Source organism: Streptomyces sp. NPDC043896, from assembly GCF_056435605.1.
Window position 1 is genome coordinate 19369 of sequence record NZ_JBWKEE010000011.1, and the last position, 16929, is coordinate 36297.

Annotated in this window: 13 protein-coding genes; 6 read left to right on the forward strand and 7 right to left on the reverse strand. The window is 75.7% G+C overall.

Features of this window, described 5'->3' with window-relative positions:
• Positions 1-137: 137 nt before the first annotated feature.
• From AC069X_RS17765 to AC069X_RS17785, 5 genes are read left to right on the forward strand one after another with little or no spacing between them, the layout of a single operon-like run.
• The gene (locus tag AC069X_RS17765; protein ID WP_478729698.1) at positions 138-1397 is read left to right on the forward strand and encodes a coiled-coil domain-containing protein; all 1260 of its coding nucleotides are present in this window, start codon (positions 138-140) and stop codon (positions 1395-1397) included.
• Positions 1394-4381 carry a serine/threonine-protein kinase gene (locus AC069X_RS17770; RefSeq protein ID WP_478729516.1) on the forward strand — a complete coding sequence of 996 codons (2988 nt, stop codon included), beginning with the start codon at positions 1394-1396 and terminating at the stop codon, positions 4379-4381. Before AC069X_RS17765 ends, AC069X_RS17770 begins: the two co-directional genes overlap by 4 nt.
• 3 nt (positions 4382-4384) lie before the next feature.
• The gene (locus AC069X_RS17775) at positions 4385-5959 is read left to right on the forward strand and encodes a PP2C family protein-serine/threonine phosphatase (protein WP_478729517.1); all 1575 of its coding nucleotides are present in this window, start codon (positions 4385-4387) and stop codon (positions 5957-5959) included.
• 38 nt (positions 5960-5997) lie between these two features.
• Positions 5998-7323, forward strand: a complete 1326-nt coding sequence (locus AC069X_RS17780) for a VWA domain-containing protein (protein ID WP_478729518.1) — start codon at positions 5998-6000, stop codon at positions 7321-7323.
• A 16-nt stretch (positions 7324-7339) separates the two neighbouring features.
• Positions 7340-8395: an FHA domain-containing protein gene (locus AC069X_RS17785; RefSeq protein WP_478729519.1), complete on the forward strand. Its 1056-nt coding sequence runs from the start codon at positions 7340-7342 to the stop codon at positions 8393-8395.
• On the opposite strand, the gene AC069X_RS17790 is transcribed toward AC069X_RS17785, so the two are convergent.
• The gene (locus AC069X_RS17790) at positions 8392-9384 is read right to left on the reverse strand and encodes a methyltransferase domain-containing protein (RefSeq protein WP_478729520.1); all 993 of its coding nucleotides are present in this window, start codon (positions 9382-9384) and stop codon (positions 8392-8394) included. The genes AC069X_RS17785 and AC069X_RS17790 overlap by 4 nt on opposite strands.
• A gap of 107 nt (positions 9385-9491) precedes the next feature.
• Here AC069X_RS17790 and AC069X_RS17795 point away from each other — a divergent pair, with 107 nt between their 5' ends.
• Complete coding sequence (locus tag AC069X_RS17795; RefSeq protein WP_478729521.1) at positions 9492-9896, forward strand: globin; 405 nt, start codon at positions 9492-9494, stop codon at positions 9894-9896.
• Positions 9897-10210: 314 nt separating this feature from the next.
• Here AC069X_RS17795 and AC069X_RS17800 read toward each other — a convergent pair whose 3' ends face one another.
• The 6 genes from AC069X_RS17800 to AC069X_RS17825 form a co-directional block, all read right to left on the reverse strand.
• Positions 10211-10939, reverse strand: a complete 729-nt coding sequence (locus AC069X_RS17800; protein WP_478729522.1) for a DUF8010 domain-containing protein — start codon at positions 10937-10939, stop codon at positions 10211-10213.
• Positions 10936-11403 (reverse strand): acyl-CoA thioesterase, encoded by a 468-nt coding sequence (locus AC069X_RS17805; protein ID WP_478729523.1) that lies wholly within the window; start codon positions 11401-11403, stop codon positions 10936-10938. The genes AC069X_RS17800 and AC069X_RS17805 overlap by 4 nt, the downstream gene beginning before the upstream one ends.
• Positions 11404-11412: 9 nt before the next feature.
• Entirely contained in the window at positions 11413-13077 is a 1665-nt protein-coding gene (gene ettA / locus AC069X_RS17810; RefSeq protein ID WP_478729524.1) for an energy-dependent translational throttle protein EttA, read from the reverse strand.
• A gap of 208 nt (positions 13078-13285) precedes the next feature.
• Positions 13286-14977 (reverse strand): phosphatase PAP2 family protein, encoded by a 1692-nt coding sequence (locus AC069X_RS17815; protein ID WP_478729525.1) that lies wholly within the window; start codon positions 14975-14977, stop codon positions 13286-13288.
• Between the two features lie 32 nt (positions 14978-15009).
• On the reverse strand, positions 15010-16392 hold the full coding sequence (locus AC069X_RS17820) for a thioester domain-containing protein (protein WP_478729526.1): 1383 nt from the start codon (positions 16390-16392) through the stop codon (positions 15010-15012).
• A gap of 68 nt (positions 16393-16460) precedes the next feature.
• On the reverse strand, positions 16461-16868 hold the full coding sequence (locus AC069X_RS17825; protein WP_478729527.1) for a single-stranded DNA-binding protein: 408 nt from the start codon (positions 16866-16868) through the stop codon (positions 16461-16463).
• Positions 16869-16929 lie beyond the last annotated feature (61 nt).

Consider the following 16929-nt stretch of genomic DNA (forward strand, 5'->3'; position numbering starts at 1 on the left):
ACGTGAGCGAGCGTCACACGAGCGGGCCCCCTGCGGGCGGCTCCCATCCCGGGGGGTCCCACGCCGGGGGGTTCCAGCAGGGCGGGTTCCAGCAGGGCGGGTTCCTCGCGGGCAGGCCGGGGGCGGGGGCCGCGGTGATGGACCGGGACGAGGTCGACCGCGCGCTGGCGCGCCTCGGCGCGGAGCACGAGGCCGTCGAGACCTCCCTGCTCGCGCTCCAGGACCACGCGGGGCGGCGGCTGCTGGAAGGGGCCGCGCTGAGCGGGGTCACCAAGGAGCGGTGGGCCGCCGCGGACGCGGCGGTGACCCGGCTGTGGACGTACTTCGACGCCTACAGCGGGGCGCTGGCCGCCGCCCGGGAGATCCGCGAGCGGCGCCGCTGGCCCGGCCGGGAGGACCTGGCCGAGCTGACGGAGCGGCTGCGCGGTCCCGGGGTGACGATCGCCGGGGCCGGTGCGGAGGGCGCGGCGCTGGCGGAGCGCTTCTCGCTGGCGGAGCTGGTGGCACGGATGAACGAGCTGTACGCGTCCTCCCTGGACGTGGTGGTCGCCGCCGACGCGGTGTGGTCGGCGCTGCCCGCGCGGATCGACCTGCTCGCGGCCGAACTTCACCGGACGCGTTCGCTGGCGCACTCGGTGGGGGTCCGGCCGGGCGAGCACCCCTCGGGGGACGACCTGGAGGGGATCACCGCCGAGCTGGCGCAGCTGCGGGCGGCGGTGATCGAGGACCCGCTGGCCTTCTGGGTTCCGGTGGCGGGGAGTTCCGCTCCGGGCGGGGGCCGGCCGGACACCACCCGCTACGACCGGGCGGCGCGCGCGCTGGACGACGTACGGCGTGAGGTCGAGGCGGTCCTGACGGTGCGGCAGGACGCGGAGCAGCGGCTGATCGCCGTGCGGGACCTGCTGTCGCGGGCCGACCGGACCCTGGCGGAGGCGCGGGCGGCACGCGTGGAGGTGCTGGCGAAGATCGCGGCGTCGGAGGTCCCGGCGGTCAGCGGTCCGCCGACGGCCCTGCAGGAGCAGCTCGCGGCGGCGGCCGAGTACCGGCGGCGCTCGCAGTGGCACCGGCTGTCCCCGCTGCTGGACGCGCTGGAGGACCGGGCCGAGGAGGAACTGCGGCGGGCCCGCGAATCGTTGACCGCGGTGACGGCGCCCCTGGCGGTGCGCGCGGAGCTGCGCGGGCGGCTCGACGCGTACAAGGCGAAGGTGGCCCGGCTGGGCCTGGCGGAGGACCCGCTGCTGATCGAGCGGTACGACACGGCCCGGCGGATGCTGTGGAGCGCCCCCTGCGACCTGCGGGTCGCGGAGGAGGCGGTGTGGCGCTACCAGCAGGCGACGGCGGAGGCGTCGGCGCCGCAGGACATCCGGCCCGGACGGCCGGGGGAGGAGGAGGGATGAGCCTGATCGGAGCGCCGTGCCTCCGCCCCGGCTGCCCGGGCGCGTACGAGGACATGGGCGGCGGCGAGGTGTACTGCGACACGTGCGGGCTCGCGCCGGCGGGCGCGGTCGCCGCGGGTGCCGAGGAGCTGGTGTCGCCGCCGACGGGGATGACGAGCGCCGCCCGGCAGGGCGATTCCCGGGGGTCGGCGGGTTCGCGCGGTTCCGGGCGTTCCTCGGCGTCGGCGCGCTCGTCCCGGTCCTCCCGGTCGTCGTCCTCGCGCCGTTCGGTGTCCGGGCGGCTGTCGCGCTCGCTGCCGGGGTCGGTGTCGACCCGGTCGGTGTCGGTGCGAAGTTCGGGCTCGTCGGCGCCCTCCTCGGGGCGCAGCCGGCTGGGTGCCGGGCTGGTCAGCGTGCCGGAGGTGCCGCGTCCGGACCCGTCGGCGGCGGTGCTGGAGAACCCGGAGGTGCCGGAGCGCAAGCGGTTCTGCTCGCGCTCGGACTGCGGGGCGCCGGTGGGCCGGGCGCGCGGGGACCGGCCGGGCCGTACGGAGGGCTTCTGCACGAAGTGCGGGCACCCGTACTCGTTCGTGCCGAAGCTGCGCGCCGGGGACGTGGTGCACGGCCAGTACGAGGTGGCGGGCTGCCTGGCGCACGGGGGGCTCGGCTGGGTCTACCTGGCGGTGGACCGGGCCGTGTCGGACCGGTGGGTGGTGCTCAAGGGCCTGCTCGACACGGGTGACCAGGACGCGATGGAGGCGGCGATCTCCGAGCGGCGCTTCCTCGCGGAGATCGAGCACTCCAACATCGTGCGGATCTACAACTTCGTGGAGCACCTGGACCAGCGGACGGGTTCGCTGGACGGGTACATCGTCATGGAGTACGTGGGCGGCAAGTCGCTGAAGGAGATCGCCAACGAGCGGCGCCGGCCGGACGGGCGGCGCGATCCGCTGCCCGTGGAGCAGGCGTGCGCGTACGGGATCGAGGCGCTGGAGGCGCTGGGGCACCTGCACAGCCGCAACCTGCTGTACTGCGACTTCAAGGTCGACAACGCGATCCAGCGGCAGGACCAGCTGAAGCTGATCGACATGGGCGCGGTCCGGCGGATGGACGACGAGGAGTCGGCCATATACGGCACGGTCGGCTACCAGGCGCCGGAGGTGGCGGAGCTGGGCCCGTCGGTGGCCTCGGACCTGTATACGGTGGCGCGGACCCTGGCGGTGCTGACGTTCGACTTCCAGGGCTACACGAACGTGTTCGTGGACTCGCTGCCGGATCCGGAGCACATCGAGGTGTTCCAGCGGTACGAGTCGTTCTACCGGCTGCTGGTACGGGCGACCGATCCGGATCCGGGGCGGCGGTTCGCGTCCGCGCAGGAGATGGCCGACCAGCTGACGGGTGTGCTGCGGGAGGTGGTCGCGCTGCAGACGGGCCGGCCGCGGCCTCAGCTGTCGACCCTGTTCGGGCCGGAGCTGCGGGTTCCCGACAACCGGCTGTACGAGGACGCGCCGGGGGCGGAGGTGTCCCGGCTGGGCGTGCGGGCCGTCGCCTCCCGGCGGGGCGGATGGTTCGGCCGGCGCGCCGGCTCCGTGCGCGGGAGCTCCGCCCCGGCCGGTCGGCCCGCGGTCACGCTGCCGGCGCAGCAGGGTCCGGCGGGCGGCGCGGCGCCGGGGGGCGCGGCCATGAGCGCGGCTGTGCCCGGGGGCCGGGCCGTGGCGCAGGCCTGGGACCCGGCCGCGGCCGGAGCCGGATCCGCGAGCCCGCCCGGGGGCGGTGTCCCCGCGGCCGGGCCGGTGACCGGGCCGGCGGCCGCTGCCGCGGGCGGGGCCGGGCCGGGGACCGGCGTGACGGGGACGACCGGGCCGGGGATCGGCGGCACGGGGACGACCAGGCCGGGGATCGGCGGCACGGGGACGACCGGGCCGGGGATCGGCGGCACGGGGACGGCCGGGCTCGGCACCACCGCCACGCACGTGGCCGGGGCCGCCGTGCCCGGGGCCCGGCAGGCCCCGGCTGCCGCCGCCGCGCCCGCGTCCGCGCCGCTCCCGGCCGCCCGGGGACCGCTGCCGGCCACTGCCGGGCTCGCGGTACTCGACGCCCGCGACACCGCCCTCGCCCTGCCGGTGCCGCTGGTGGACCCGGCCGACCCCAACGCCGGGTTCCTCGCCGGGCTGCTCGCCTCCGCGCCGGCCGACCTGCTGGGCGCGCTGGGCTCGGCCCCGGCCGACTCCGTCGAGCTGCGGCTGCGTGAACTGCGCGCCCGGCTCGAACTGGGCGAACTGGCCGTCGCCGGAGAGGCGCTGGCCGAGCTGGAGGCCCGGCATCCGGACGACTGGCGGGTGGTGTGGGCGCGCGGGATCGCCTCCCTGGCCACCGGGGACGACGAGATAGCGGCCCTGTCCTTCGACGCCGTCTACGACGCCTTCCCGGGCGAGCCCGCGCCGAAGCTGGCGCTCGGGCTGTGCGCGGAGATCCTGGGCCAGCTGGACAACGCCGCCGAGTACTACCGGCTCGTCTGGATCACCGACCCGGGCTTCGTGAGCGCGGCCTTCGGGCTGGCCCGGGTCCAGCTGGCGGCCGGTGACCGGGACGCGGCGGTGCGCACCCTGGAATCCGTACCGGAGGCCTCCATCCACTACACCGCCGCACGGGTGGCGGCGGTACGGGCACGCCTGCGCGACCGTTCCCCGCAGGAGGAGCTGCTGGCCGACCTCGCGGCGGCGTCCGACCAGGTGGAGGCGCTGCGGCGGTTCGGGCTGGACCCGGAGCGGCAGGAGCGGCTGGCGACGGAGGTTCTGGGCTCCGCCCTGGACTGGGTACTGTCGGGTAGCCGGGGTGCCGACCCCGGCCGGACCTCGCTGCTCGGCAGTCAACTGGACGAGCGGGGGCTGCGGTTCGGCCTGGAACGCTCCTACCGCGTCCTCGCCCGGCTCGCGCAGCGGGGCGAGGAGCGGATCGAACTGGTGGAACGGGCAAACCGTTTCCGTCCCCGGACGTGGGTGTGAGTGATGTCGATGCATCGGCTGTCGGGCTGCCCCAGCTGCGCGGAACCGCTGGAGGAGGGTGACCGTTTCTGCGGGGTGTGCGGGTACGCCCTCTCCGCCGCGCCCCCCGCCTCGGATCCCACCCCGACGCTCCCCGTCACCCCCACCCCGGGTGCGGCGGGCCGGACCGGGTACGAGGCTCCGAGCGCCCCGGCGGGCGCGGGCCCGGCCGCGCCGCCCGGCGCCGCCGAGCCCGCCGCCGTGCCGGCCGGGGCCGCGTACTCCGCCGTCCCGGGCCCCGGCGCCCCGGCGGAGTACGGGGTGCCCGCCCCCGGGTGGGAGGAGGAGACCGGGCCGGACGCCCCCTGGGCCGCCGCCGCGCCCGGACCGGAGGAGCCGTACGGCGGCGCCGCCGGGGCCGTCCCGCAGGAGGGCCCGTACGGCAGTGCCCGGCAGGGCGGCGCGCAGGGGGACCCGTACGCGGGCTCCGGCGGCGTCCGCCACGACCCGCCCGGCCCCGGCCCCGAGTCCCCGTACGCCGCCGCACCGCAGAGCGGTCCGCACCCGGAGCCGTGCCCCGCCGCGCAGCAGCCCGAGGCGCACGAAGTCCCGTACGGCGGCGCCCCGCAGGGCGAGGGCCGGACCTGCGTCGCCTGCCGCGCCGGACACGTGGACCCCGACGGGTACTGCGAGCACTGCGGCCACGCGCAGCCGCGCGAGCGGGACCACCTGGAGGAGGAGCTCTGCAGCGTCGCCGCCGTCAGTGACCGCGGCCTGCGCCACCACCGCAACGAGGACTCCTTCGCGGTGTCCGCGACGGCCCTGCCCGACGGCTCCGCCGCGACCGTCGCCATCGTGTGCGACGGCGTCTCCTCCGCCAGCCGCCCCGACGAGGCCTCGGCGGCCGCCGCCGGCGCCGCCAACGAGGCACTGCTGGAGGCCCTTCCGCGCGGCGCCCGCCCGGCGGAGGCCATGCACGAGGCGATCCTCGCGGCGGCCGCCGCGGTGACCGCCCTCGCCCCGCCGGCCCCCGGCGCGCAGAACGCCCCGGCCTGCACCCTGGTCGGCGCCGTCGTCAGCGGCGGTGTGCTGACCGTCGGCTGGGTCGGCGACAGCCGCGCCTACTGGGTGCCCGACGACCGCGCGGCGCCGGCCCGCCGGCTCACCGAGGACGACTCCTGGGCCGCCCAGATGGTCGCGGCGGGCCTGATGGGCGAGGCCGAGGCCTACGCCGACGCCCGGGCCCACGCCATCACCGGCTGGCTCGGAGCCGACGCGTACGACCTCGAACCGCACACCGCCAGCTTCAGACCGGACCACCCGGGCGTGGTCGTCGTATGCACCGACGGCCTGTGGAACTACGCCGAGTCCGCGCAGGAGATGGCGCAGGTGGTCCCCGCGGACGCGGCCGCCCGGCCCCTGCACAGTGCCCAGGTACTGGTCGGGCACGCCCTGGACGGGGGTGGTCATGACAACATCACCGTCGCCGTCGTGCCCTTCGCGGGACCGGCGGAGGCACCGCCGCAGGCCCCCGCGGAAGCCCACGCGGCGCCGGAAGCGGAACCCCAAGCGGAACCGCAGGCCCACCCCCAGGCCTGAGCGCCTGCCCCAGCCAGCCCGGAGGAGGAGACCGACCGATGGCGAACTTCGCCAAGCCGAGCGCACCCCGTTTCAGCGTGGAGGTGTACCAGAACGAGTTCCTGCCCGAGGGCGGCCGCGACGTGCACGCCATCGTGACGGTCACCTCCAGCGGCGGAGCCACCGCCACCGCATCGCGCGCGCTCGGCCAGGACGCAGCCGTCGTGATCATGGTCGACTGCTCCGGCTCCATGGAGTACCCGCCGGACAAGATGCGCGGCGCCCGCGAGGCCACCGCCGCCGCGATCGACACCCTGCGCGACGGCACGGCCTTCGCGGTGATCGCCGGAACGCACGAGGCCAGGGAGGTCTACCCCGGCCAGGGCGGCCTCGCCACCGCCGGGCCGGCCACCCGCGCCCAGGCCAAGGAGGCCCTGCGCGGCCTGCGCGCCGGCGGCGGCACCGCCATCGGCACCTGGCTGCGGCTCGCCGACGGCCTGCTGCGCCGGACCCCCGCCACGATCCGGCACGGCATCCTGCTCACCGACGGCCGCAACGAGCACGAGGACCCGGCCGTGCTGCGCGCCACCCTCGACGCCTGCGCCGGCCGCTTCACCTGCGACGCCCGCGGGGTGGGCACGGACTGGGAGGTGAAGGAGGTGACCGGCATCGCGAGCGCGCTGCTCGGCTCCGCCGACATCGTCGCCGATCCGGCCCACCTCGCCGGGGACTTCACCCGCATGATGGCGAAGGTCATGGGCAAGGAGGTCGCGGACGTCGCGCTGCGCCTGTGGACCCCGGTCGGCGCGGAGGTCCGCTACGTCAAGCAGGTCTCGCCGTCCGTGCAGGACCTGACGGACCGCCGCACCGAGGCCGGCCCGCGCGCCGGGGACTACCCGACGGGTTCCTGGGGCGACGAGTCCCGCGAGTACCACGTGTGCGTACGGGTGCCGGGCGCGGCGCTGGGCCAGGAGATGCTGGCCGCGCGCGCCTCGCTCGTACTGCCCGGCCCGGACGGCGAACCGCGGCCCCCGCTGGCGCAGGGCCTGGTCCGGGCGGTGTGGACGGACGACCTGGCGGCCTCGACGGCCATCAGCCCCCAAGTGGCGCACTACACGGGGCAGGCGGAGCTCGCGGAGGCTATCCAGCAGGGGCTGGAAGCCCGCAAAATGGGCGATGTCGACAGCGCGACGGCAAAGCTCGGCCGTGCCGTCCAGCTGGCGAGCGCCTCGGGTAACGCCGACACCGCCAAACTGCTGGCGAAGGTGGTGGATGTCGTGGACGCGGTGGCGGGTACTGTGCGGCTGAAGGCGAAGGTCGCCGATGCCGACGAGATGACCCTTGAGACGCGTTCGACGCAGACCGTCCGAGTGAAGAAGACCTGAGAAGAAGCCTGACGCGATGACGCAGGGAGAAGGGGGAACCGCCGCGATGCCGACCTGCCCGAACGGCCACCAGTCCGCCTCCGACGACTGGTGCGAGGTCTGCGGCCACCGGATGGCCGCCCCCGCGGCGGCCGCCGCGGCGCCCTCCTACGGCTACGGCTACCCTCCCACCGGCGGCGAGCCGACCGCCCAGGCCGAGCTGTGCCCGCAGTGCCGGACCCCGCGCGAGGCGATGGCCCCCTTCTGCGAGGAGTGCCGCTACAACTTCCTCACGCGTACGGCGACCGGCGCGGGAACGGGCACGGGCGCAGGCGCGGGGACCGGCACGGGAGCGGTCCCGCCTCCGCCGGCCCCGCCGCAGCCGGTGTACTCCCAGGACCACTTCGAGTACCAGGGCTCCCGCCCGTCGCGGGTCAACCGCCCGGCCGAGCCGCTCCAGGCCGAGGACGACTGGCTGCTCCAGCCGCCCGCGCCGGAGCAGCCCGTACCGCCGCGGCCGGCCGCACCCCCGGCCGCACCCCCGGTCCCGCCGCCGGCGGCGCAGCAGCCCGCGCGGCAGGAGTACGAGGAGCCGCGGTACCAGGAGCCCGGGTACGGGCAGCAGCCCGCACCGCAGCCGTCGCGGCCCGAGTCCTTCACGGCCGCCCCGGAGCGGAACGGCGGCGACGCCTCCTGGTCCGCGACGATCGGCCCCGACCGCTCGTACTTCATGGCGATGATGCAGCGCAGCGGCCCCGAGGCCGCCGGGCTCAACCTGCCCGCGTACTCCCCGGAGCTGCACCTCCCGCTCTCCGGCGGCCAGATCACCATCGGCCGGCGCCGCGCCTCGACGGGTGAGTCCCCGGACATCGACCTGTCGGTGCCGCCGGAGGACCCGGGCGTCTCCCACCAGCACGCGGTGCTCGTCCAGCAGCCGGACCAGAGCTGGGCGGTCGTCGACCAGAACTCCACCAACGGCACCACCATCAACGGCGGCGAGGAGCCCATCCAGCCCTACGTCCCGGTCCCCCTCGGCGACGGCGACCGCGTCCACGTGGGCGCCTGGACCACCATCACCGTCCGGCGCGGCTAGCCGGTGTCCTCCCCCAGGGGCCACACGTAGGGCCCCTGGGGATCGTCGAGCCAGGACCACTGTCCCTCCGGGGTGACCGTGACGCCGAACCGTTCGCGCGCGGGCCTGCCCTCGCGCCGCCACAGGTCCAGTGCCTCGCGCGGGTGGAGCACGTCCGCGGTGAGGATCAGCAGGAACTGGAAGCGCTCGTTCTCCACCAGCTCGTACGGAACCCCGTGCAGCGGCCCCGTCGCCCCGGGCGGCCCCGGCGCGGCCGTGGCCCCGCGCAGCGGGACGAAGTAGGCGGAGGTGTGCAGGAAGCGCCCCTCCGCGAAGCCCGCGTCCCGGACGGTGAGCGCGATCAGCCCGGTCGACAGCGGGGCCAGGATCCGCGCCCCCGGCCGGCACTGGGCGAGCCAGGCGGGCGGGATCAGCGGCAGGGTGCAGGTCACCAGGATCCGGTCGAAGGGCGCCCGCGCGGGACAGCCGCGCGCCCCGTCCCCGGTCACCACGGTGGGCCGGTAGCCGAGCAGCGCCAGATGGGAGCGCGCCGACTCGGTGATCTCCTCGTCCAGGTCCACGGTGGTGACGAGGCCGTCGCCGAGCCGGTGGCAGAGCAGGGCCGCGTTGTAGCCGGTGCCGGCGCCGATCTCCAGCACGTTGTCCCCGTCGCGCACCTCCAGCGAGTCCAGCATCTTCGCCATGAGGGAGGGCTGGCTGCTGGAGGAGACCAGCTCGCCGTCGCGCAGCCGGGTCGCGAGCGGGGCGTCCGTGTAGACGCCGCGCAGCCAGCGGGCCCGGCGCTCGGGGTCCGGGTCCTCGGCCCACAGGCGCTCGTGGCCCGCTCCACGGCCGGTCCAGAACCACGGCACGAACAGGTGGCGGGGCACGGCGGTGAAGGCCGCCCGCCAGGCCGGGTCCTCCAGCACGCCGGCAGCGGTGAGTTCCCGTACCTGGGCGGCGTGCGCGGTCTCCCGCAGGTCCTTTTCCCCGGCCTTCGCCGTGCCCATGCCTCCACTGTGCTGCGGGCGGGCCCGGGGTGCGACCGCGCGGCGGCCGCTTCGCCCGTGGTCCTAGGACCGGGGTCCTCCGTCCGGGCGTCTGAGACGATGGTCAGGTGAATGACGAGCCTCAGAGCACGGTCCAGGAGACGACCTTCTACGAGCTGGTGGGCGGTGAGGAGACCTTCCGCCGGCTGGTCCACCGCTTCTACCAGGGGGTCGCGGGGGATCCGCTGCTGCGTCCGATGTACCCGGAGGAGGACCTCGGGCCCGCCGAGGAGCGGTTCGCGCTGTTCCTGATGCAGTACTGGGGCGGTCCGACCACGTACAGCGAGAACCGCGGGCACCCGCGCCTGCGCATGCGGCACGCGCCGTTCCAGGTGGACGCGGCCGCGCACGACGCGTGGCTGGGACACATGCGGGTGGCGGTGGACGAGCTGGGCCTGGCGCCGGAGCACGAGGCGCAGCTGTGGCGGTACCTGACCTACGCGGCCGCCTCGATGATCAACACCGCGGGCTAGGCGGTGTTGCGAAAGTCCTGTGCGGTGCCCGCGGTGTCCGGTGCGTGCTCTCGGCGTGCCGGGCGAAGGCCCTCGTACTGGGCGTACTCGGGGCTTCGGCCGGTGCGGCGAGAGTGCGTGCCGGGCGCCGTGGGCATCGTGCAGGACTTTCGCAACACCCCCTAGTCCGCCCACCCGCCGCGGGGCCCCGGTGGCCGACCGTACGCGGGCCCCGTCGACCGGCCGGCCCAGGCCCGTACGGGGCACGGGCGGGCGGTCCCTGCGGCCCGGCGGGCCGGCGGATCGGCAGCCCGGCGGGCCGGGACCGGGCGCTGTTAGGCCGGCCGCACCTGGAGGGCGCCCAGGCCGGCGAGGCCGCCGGGGCGGCGCAGGGCGACGGAGCCGTACGGGGTGCTGAGCCGCAGCCAGCCGCCGGAGGTGAACAGGGCCACCGGTGCGGGACCGGCCGCGCCGGAGGGCACGGTGGCGCCGGCGGGCACGGTGGCGCGTACCGGCCGCAGGAAGCCCAGGGACTGCGCGGCGTGCACCGCGCGCAGCGGGAGTTCGGTGTCGCCCAGGGTCCGCGACCAGATCTCGCGGCCGATGCGGTCGCGCTCGGAGCGGGTCCGGTGCTGCGGGGGCAGGGCCTCGTCCCGGGCGCGGAACTCGGCGACGGCGGCGGCCACGGCGGCCCGTACCGCCTCCGGGCCGGGCAGGCCGGGAACGGGCCGCCAGCCGCCGCGGGGCGGCAGGACCCCCGCCCAGGGCGGGCCGGTGACGGCCCCGGGCACGGTCACGGCGGCGCCGCTCTCGTCGACGGACTCCAGCAGCTCGCCCGCGGAGACGGTGAGGTCCAGCGGGGTCGCGCAGGGCTCGGCGAGGCGTGCCGTACGGACGGCCAGGACCTCGAAGGAGGGCGGCCGTCCGAAGACGGCGAGCGCGCCGCCGCCCGCCCGCGCCTGCAGGCGGACCGCGGCGGCGCGGTCGTAGTGCACCAGCCGGCCCAGGAAGGCGGCGAGGTCCGCCGCCTCCCCGGAGTCGGCGAGGCGCAGCTGGTCACTCATGCCGCGAGGCGCCCTTCGGCGGCCGCGGGAGCGTTCTCGGGGGTGTCGAGGTACTGCTGGAGGAAGTGCCGTTCCTCGTCGGTGATGCGGCGGGGCCGCCCCTCGGCGAGGTTGTAGGGCACGACGACCGTCTCGGCGCGGACGTAGACGGTCTCCGGGGTGTCCTCGGTCGCCTCGTCCTTGACCTCGTAGCGGATGGTCAGGGACGCGGCCCCTATCCGGGTCACCCAGGACTCGATGAGCACCGGCTCGTGCCGGTGCACCAGGGGGAGCTTGTAGTCGATCTCGTGGCGGGCCACGACGGAACCGCCCGTGAAGGACTCGCTGCCCTCCCCCGGCGCCAGGCGGAACATGAAGTCGATGCGCGCCTCCTCCAGGTAGCGGAGGAAGACGACGTTGTTGACGTGCCCGAAGGCGTCCATGTCCGCCCAGCGGAGGGGGCACCTGTAGTGGTGTCTGGCCATGACGGCGACCTAGCCCCGGGTGAGCTTCTTGTAGGTGGCGCGGTGCGGACGCGTGGCGTCCGGGCCGAGCCGCTCGACCTTGTTCTTCTCGTAGGACTCGAAGTTGCCCTCGAACCAGAACCACTTCGAGTCACCCTCGTAGGCGAGGATGTGCGTGGCCACTCGGTCCAGGAACCAGCGGTCGTGGGAGACGACCACGGCCGCACCCGGGAACTCCAGCAGCGCGTTCTCGAGCGAGCTCAGGGTCTCGACGTCGAGGTCGTTGGTGGGCTCGTCGAGGAGCAGCAGGTTGCCGCCCTGCTTGAGGGTGAGCGCGAGGTTGAGGCGGTTGCGCTCACCGCCGGAGAGGACCCCGGCCGGCTTCTGCTGGTCCGGGCCCTTGAAGCCGAAGGCGCTGACGTACGCGCGGGACGGCATCTCGACCTGGCCGACGTTGATGTAGTCCAGCTCGTCCGACACGACCGCCCAGAGGGTCTTCTTGGGGTCGATGTTGGCGCGGCCCTGGTCCACGTACGAGATCTTGACGGTCTCGCCGACCTTGATCTCGCCGGAGTCCGGCTTCTCCAGGCCCTGGATCATCTTGAAGAGCGTGGTCTTGCCGGCGCCGTTCGGGCCGATGATGCCGACGATGCCGTTGCGCGGCAGCGTGAAGGACAGGTCGTCGATGAGGACCTTGTCGCCGAACGCCTTCGAGAGGTTCGAGACCTCGACCACGATCGAGCCCAGGCGCGGGCCCGGCGGGATCTGGATCTCCTCGAAGTCGAGCTTGCGCATCTTGTCGGCCTCGGCCGCCATCTCCTCATAGCGGGCGAGGCGGGCCTTGGACTTGGCCTGGCGGCCCTTGGCGTTGGAGCGGACCCACTCCAGCTCTTCCTTGAGGCGCTTGGCGCGCTTCTCGTCCTTCTTGCCCTCGACCTTGAGGCGCTCGGCCTTCTTCTCCAGGTAGGTGGAGTAGTTGCCCTCGTAGGGGTGCGCGCGGCCGCGGTCGAGTTCGAGGATCCACTCGGCGACGTTGTCGAGGAAGTAGCGGTCGTGGGTGACGGCCACGACGGCGCCCTTGTACTGGGCCAGGTGCTGCTCCAGCCAGTTCACGGACTCGGCGTCGAGGTGGTTGGTGGGCTCGTCGAGGAGCAGCAGGTCGGGGGCCTCCAGCAGCAGCTTGCAGAGGGCCACGCGGCGCTTCTCACCACCGGAGAGGTTGGTGACGGGCCAGTCGCCGGGCGGGCAGCCCAGGGCGTCCATGGCCTGCTCCAGCTGGGCGTCGAGGTCCCACGCGTTGGCGTGGTCCAGGTCGTCCTGGAGCTTGCCCATCTCCTCCATCAGCTCGTCGGTGTAGTTCGTCGCCATTTCCTCGGCGATCGCGTTGAACCGGTTGAGCTTCTGCTTGATCTCGCCGACGCCGTCCTCGACGTTCTGCAGGACGGTCTTGGACTCGTCGAGCTTGGGCTCCTGCATGAGGATGCCGACGGAGTAGCCCGGTGCCAGGAAGGCGTCACCGTTGGACGGCTGCTCGATGCCCGCCATGATCTTCAGGACGGTGGACTTGCCGGCGCCGTTCGGGCCGACGACACCGATCTTCGCGCCCGGCAGGAAGTTCAGGAAGACGTCGTCGAGGATCACCTTGTCACCGTGCGCCTTGCGCGTCTTGCGCATGGTGTAGATGTACTCAGCCAAGAGAAACCGTCCGGCAGATCGATGGTGGGCAGATACACCCCATACTGCCGTACGTCCATCCCCCGGGGGAAACCCGTCCGGTTCCGCGAGACGGCCCGGAGGGGCGCGGGAGCGGCCTCCGGGCCGCGCCGGAGCGGCCCGGCCAGGGGCGGGTGACCGTACGTGTCCGCCCGGGTGCGGTGCCGGGCCACTGGTCGGGCGCCGGGCTTCAGTGGGGGCGGTAGACGACCAGGGCGTCGGGGAGGGCGTCGAGGACGAGCGCGGCGGGGGCCCGGGCGTACTCGCCGTCGTAGGCGAGCGGGGTGCCTTCCGGGATGTCCGCGACGCGCAGGCTGCGCAGCCGGGTCGCCACGTGGACGGGGGACCGGCTGAGCGGGCCGGCGAAGGCCGCGGCGAGCAGGCGCGGGCCGGGGCGGCCGCCGCCGTGGACGAGCCGGAGGTCGAGCAGGCCCTCGCCGAGGCCGGCGCGGCGGCGGGGTGCGGGGCCGGTGCCCTGGTAGGTGCCGTTGCCCGCGAAGAGCAGCCACGCGCTGCGGGGGCGCCCGGCGAGGGTCAGCCGTACGGGCCGCTCGGCGCGCAGCACCCGCCACGCGGCCAGCACCGCGGCGGGCCCGCCCCCAATCCGCGGCGCCCATCGCAGCCGGTGGCGCAGCAGCTCGGGATAGGCCCCGATGCTGAAGTTGTTCAGGAAGTACCCGGACGCGTCCCCGCCGGCCGTCCCGGCCTCCCCGCCCGGACGGGCCCCACCCGCACCGCCGGAACCGTGCGCCCCGCCGGGGCCGGAGCCGGGGGCGGGAGCGGCCGGGCGGGAGGCGGGCGCGGAGCCGGACGCGGGAGCGGCCGGGGCGGAGCTCCCCGGGCCGGCGGAGGCGGGGGCGTCGCCGGGGGCGGGGTCGTTCGGGTCTGAGGTGGTGGCGGGGGCCGGGGTGAAGCGGCCCAGGGAGATGCGGATCGCCTGGCCCGTGGCGAGGGCGCGGCAGGTGTCCTCCGGGCCGGTGAGGCCGAGGTCCAGGGCGAAGTGGTTCAGCGTGCCCCCGGGGAACACCGCCAGCGGCACCCCGGCCCGCAGGGCGGCGGTCGCGGCGGCGTTGACCGTGCCGTCGCCCCCGAACACCCCGAGCACGGTGGCCCGGGCGGCGGCGGCCGCCATCGCGGACTCCACCCCCTCCCCCGCGCACTCCACGATCTCCGCCTCCGGCAGCCGCTCGCGCAGGACGTCGAGCGCCGCGCTGCCGGCCGCGGTGCCCGACGCGGTGTTCGCGACGACCGTCAGCCCGGCCCCGTCCGGCAGCGCGGGCGCGCCCGCCGCCGGCCGCTCGGTGCCCCGGACCGCCCGCGCGCGCTCGGCCCGCCGCGCGAGGCCGCGTACGGCGAACCCGGCCGCGACCCCGAGCGCCGCGCCCGCCAGCACGTCGGACGGGTAGTGCACGCCGGTGTAGACCCGGGAGAAGGCCACCGACGCGGCCACCGGGGCCACCACGGCGCCCCATCCGGGGGATTCCAGGGCGAGCCCGGCGGTGAAGGCGGCGGCCGAGGCGGAGTGCCCGGACGGGAAGGAGGTGGTCCACGGCGGCACGGCCGGCTGCCGCACCGTCGGCACCCCCTCCAGCAGCGGCCTGGGCCTGCGCACGGACCATTTGCCGACGGTGTTGATGGTCACCGAGGCCAGCGCGAGCGAGGCGGCCGCGCTGAGCGCCCCCTTCCGCGCCCGGGGCGAGCCGAGGAGGGCGAGCGCCGCGGCGGTCCCGCCCCACAGCACCCCGTGGTTCGCTGCCCGCCCGAGGGCGGGCAGTACCCGTTCGGCGCCGGGCCAGTGCCGCCTGGCCACCGCGTCGAAGAGGTGCCGGTCCCACGCCGCGAGCGTGCCCCGCCAGGTCAGTTCCTGATTCTGATCAGCCACCCTTCGCGCTTACCCCGGCCGGCCGGACGGAATCACCCTTCGGCGTCCTCCCCCTCCAACGGCCGCTTGCGCAGCAGCAGGACCACCATGCCGCCCAGCACCACCAGCCCGACCGCGAGGGAGGCGATGACCGGGGTGGCCGCGGAGCTGCCGCTGGTCGCCAGCCGCTCCTCGTCCGGGGAGTCCGACCCGGCCGTCGCGGACTCGGCGGCCGTCGCCACCTCGGCCGTGCCGGCCAGCTGGCCCACCGTGCCCGCCGGTGCGGCCGGCGGCCGCGGCCAGACCGCCGTCGCGCCCGCGGCCGCGGCGGACTCGCTGGAGCCCGCCACGATCTGCGCCTCGGCCGGGATCCCGCTGGTGAAGACGCGCCCGACGGGCACCTTCGTGGAGCCGTGCACGGTCACCGAGGCGGTCCCGTCCGGGGTGCCGGCCGGCACCTCGAAGTACAGCCGGCTGCCGTTCGCGGCGGAGGTGACCGGCCGCCCCTCGGCGTCGACGACCCGCACCCCCATGGCGGTGGCGGCCGCGTCCGGGGTGACGGTCACGCTCTGCGCCCCCGTCCGGACGGTGACCGGGCCCAGCCGGGTGCCGGCGGCGCCCGTCAGCGGGCCGGACACCTGCCCGGGGTCCAGCCCCAGCGAGGCCGGCGGCTCCGGCAGCCGGCCCGCCTCCCGCTGGAGGTAGTCCGCCAGCCGCTCGGCGGCCGGGTCGGCCGCCTCCACCTGTGCCCCGTCGGCCAGCCGCCAGATCGCGACCTGGGTCCCGGCCGCCGCGCTCTCCGCCGTCAGCGCCCCGGCCCCGGCCGCCTTCGCCAGCCCGGCCAGGTCGTTGTGCTGCGGGTAGGAGTGCTCCAGCACCCAGCGGATCCGGCCCGCTTCGGCGTTCCCGGCGAGGGGGCTGACGCCCCAGCCGCTCTCCGTGTACCGGGCCTGGGGCTGCGCGTAGCCGGCGACTCCGACTCCGTACGTCTGGAGCATGCCGCCGCCGTCGACCCTCATCTCGTACAGCCCGGCCGGGATCTGCCGGACCGAGCCGTCCTTGCCGCGCAGGACCGCCTGCCCGTACGTCTTGAGGCCGTCGAGCACGGCGCTCGCGCCCCCGGCTGCCCGGCCGGCGGCGGCCGGTCCGGAGTCCGCGGCGGCGCGGGCCCCGGGCGCGGCGGTGAGGGCGGCGGCCAGCAGCGCCGCCGCGAAGGGCCGGCGCACGGAGCCGCGTACCGCACCCCCGGGAGCGGCGGCCGCGACGGCACCGCCGGGACCGGCGCCGGGGGCGCCTGCGGCTGGAAGCGGAACCTCCGCCCGGGCAGGGCCGGGCGCCGGTGCGGCGGTGGACACGGAGGCCGGTCCGCCCGCGGGGGCGGTGGCCTCCGCGCGGGGTTCGGAGGACGCGGAGGACGCGGGAACAGCAATCGACACAGTTCTCCCCTTCGGGCCGAAGACCAAGGTGCCCGTGAGTACCGGGGAATCCTAGCCGCCTCGAACACTCAGACCACCGCCGCCTTCTGAGGGCTCATCAGTGGGGTGTCCGTCTTGACGACCCTGCGGAAGGCCGCCGTTCCGCGGTTGAGGTCGTGTCCGACGGCGATCGCGTCGATGTCCGCCGAGAACCACCGGACGCCCTCGCCGTCGGGCGGGTCTTCCCTGACCCGCAGACGCCCGTGGACCACCAGCGGTTCCCCGACCGAGACGGAACTGGCCAGGTTGACCGCCAGTACCCGGCGGGCCCACACGGTGTAGAAGCTGGTGGGGGCGTCCGTCCAGGTGTCCGTGCGCCGGTCGAAGTACCGCGGCGTCACCGCGAAACGGAATCTCGCGGACGGTCCGGTCACCGTCTCCTTGAAGTCGATCTGCGTCGCCACGTGCCCCACCAGCGTCACCAGGGTGTCGTTCATCCCGGCCGCCCTCCCCGCACTCCGCACCCGTGCGGACCATCCGCACGGGGTACGGACCATG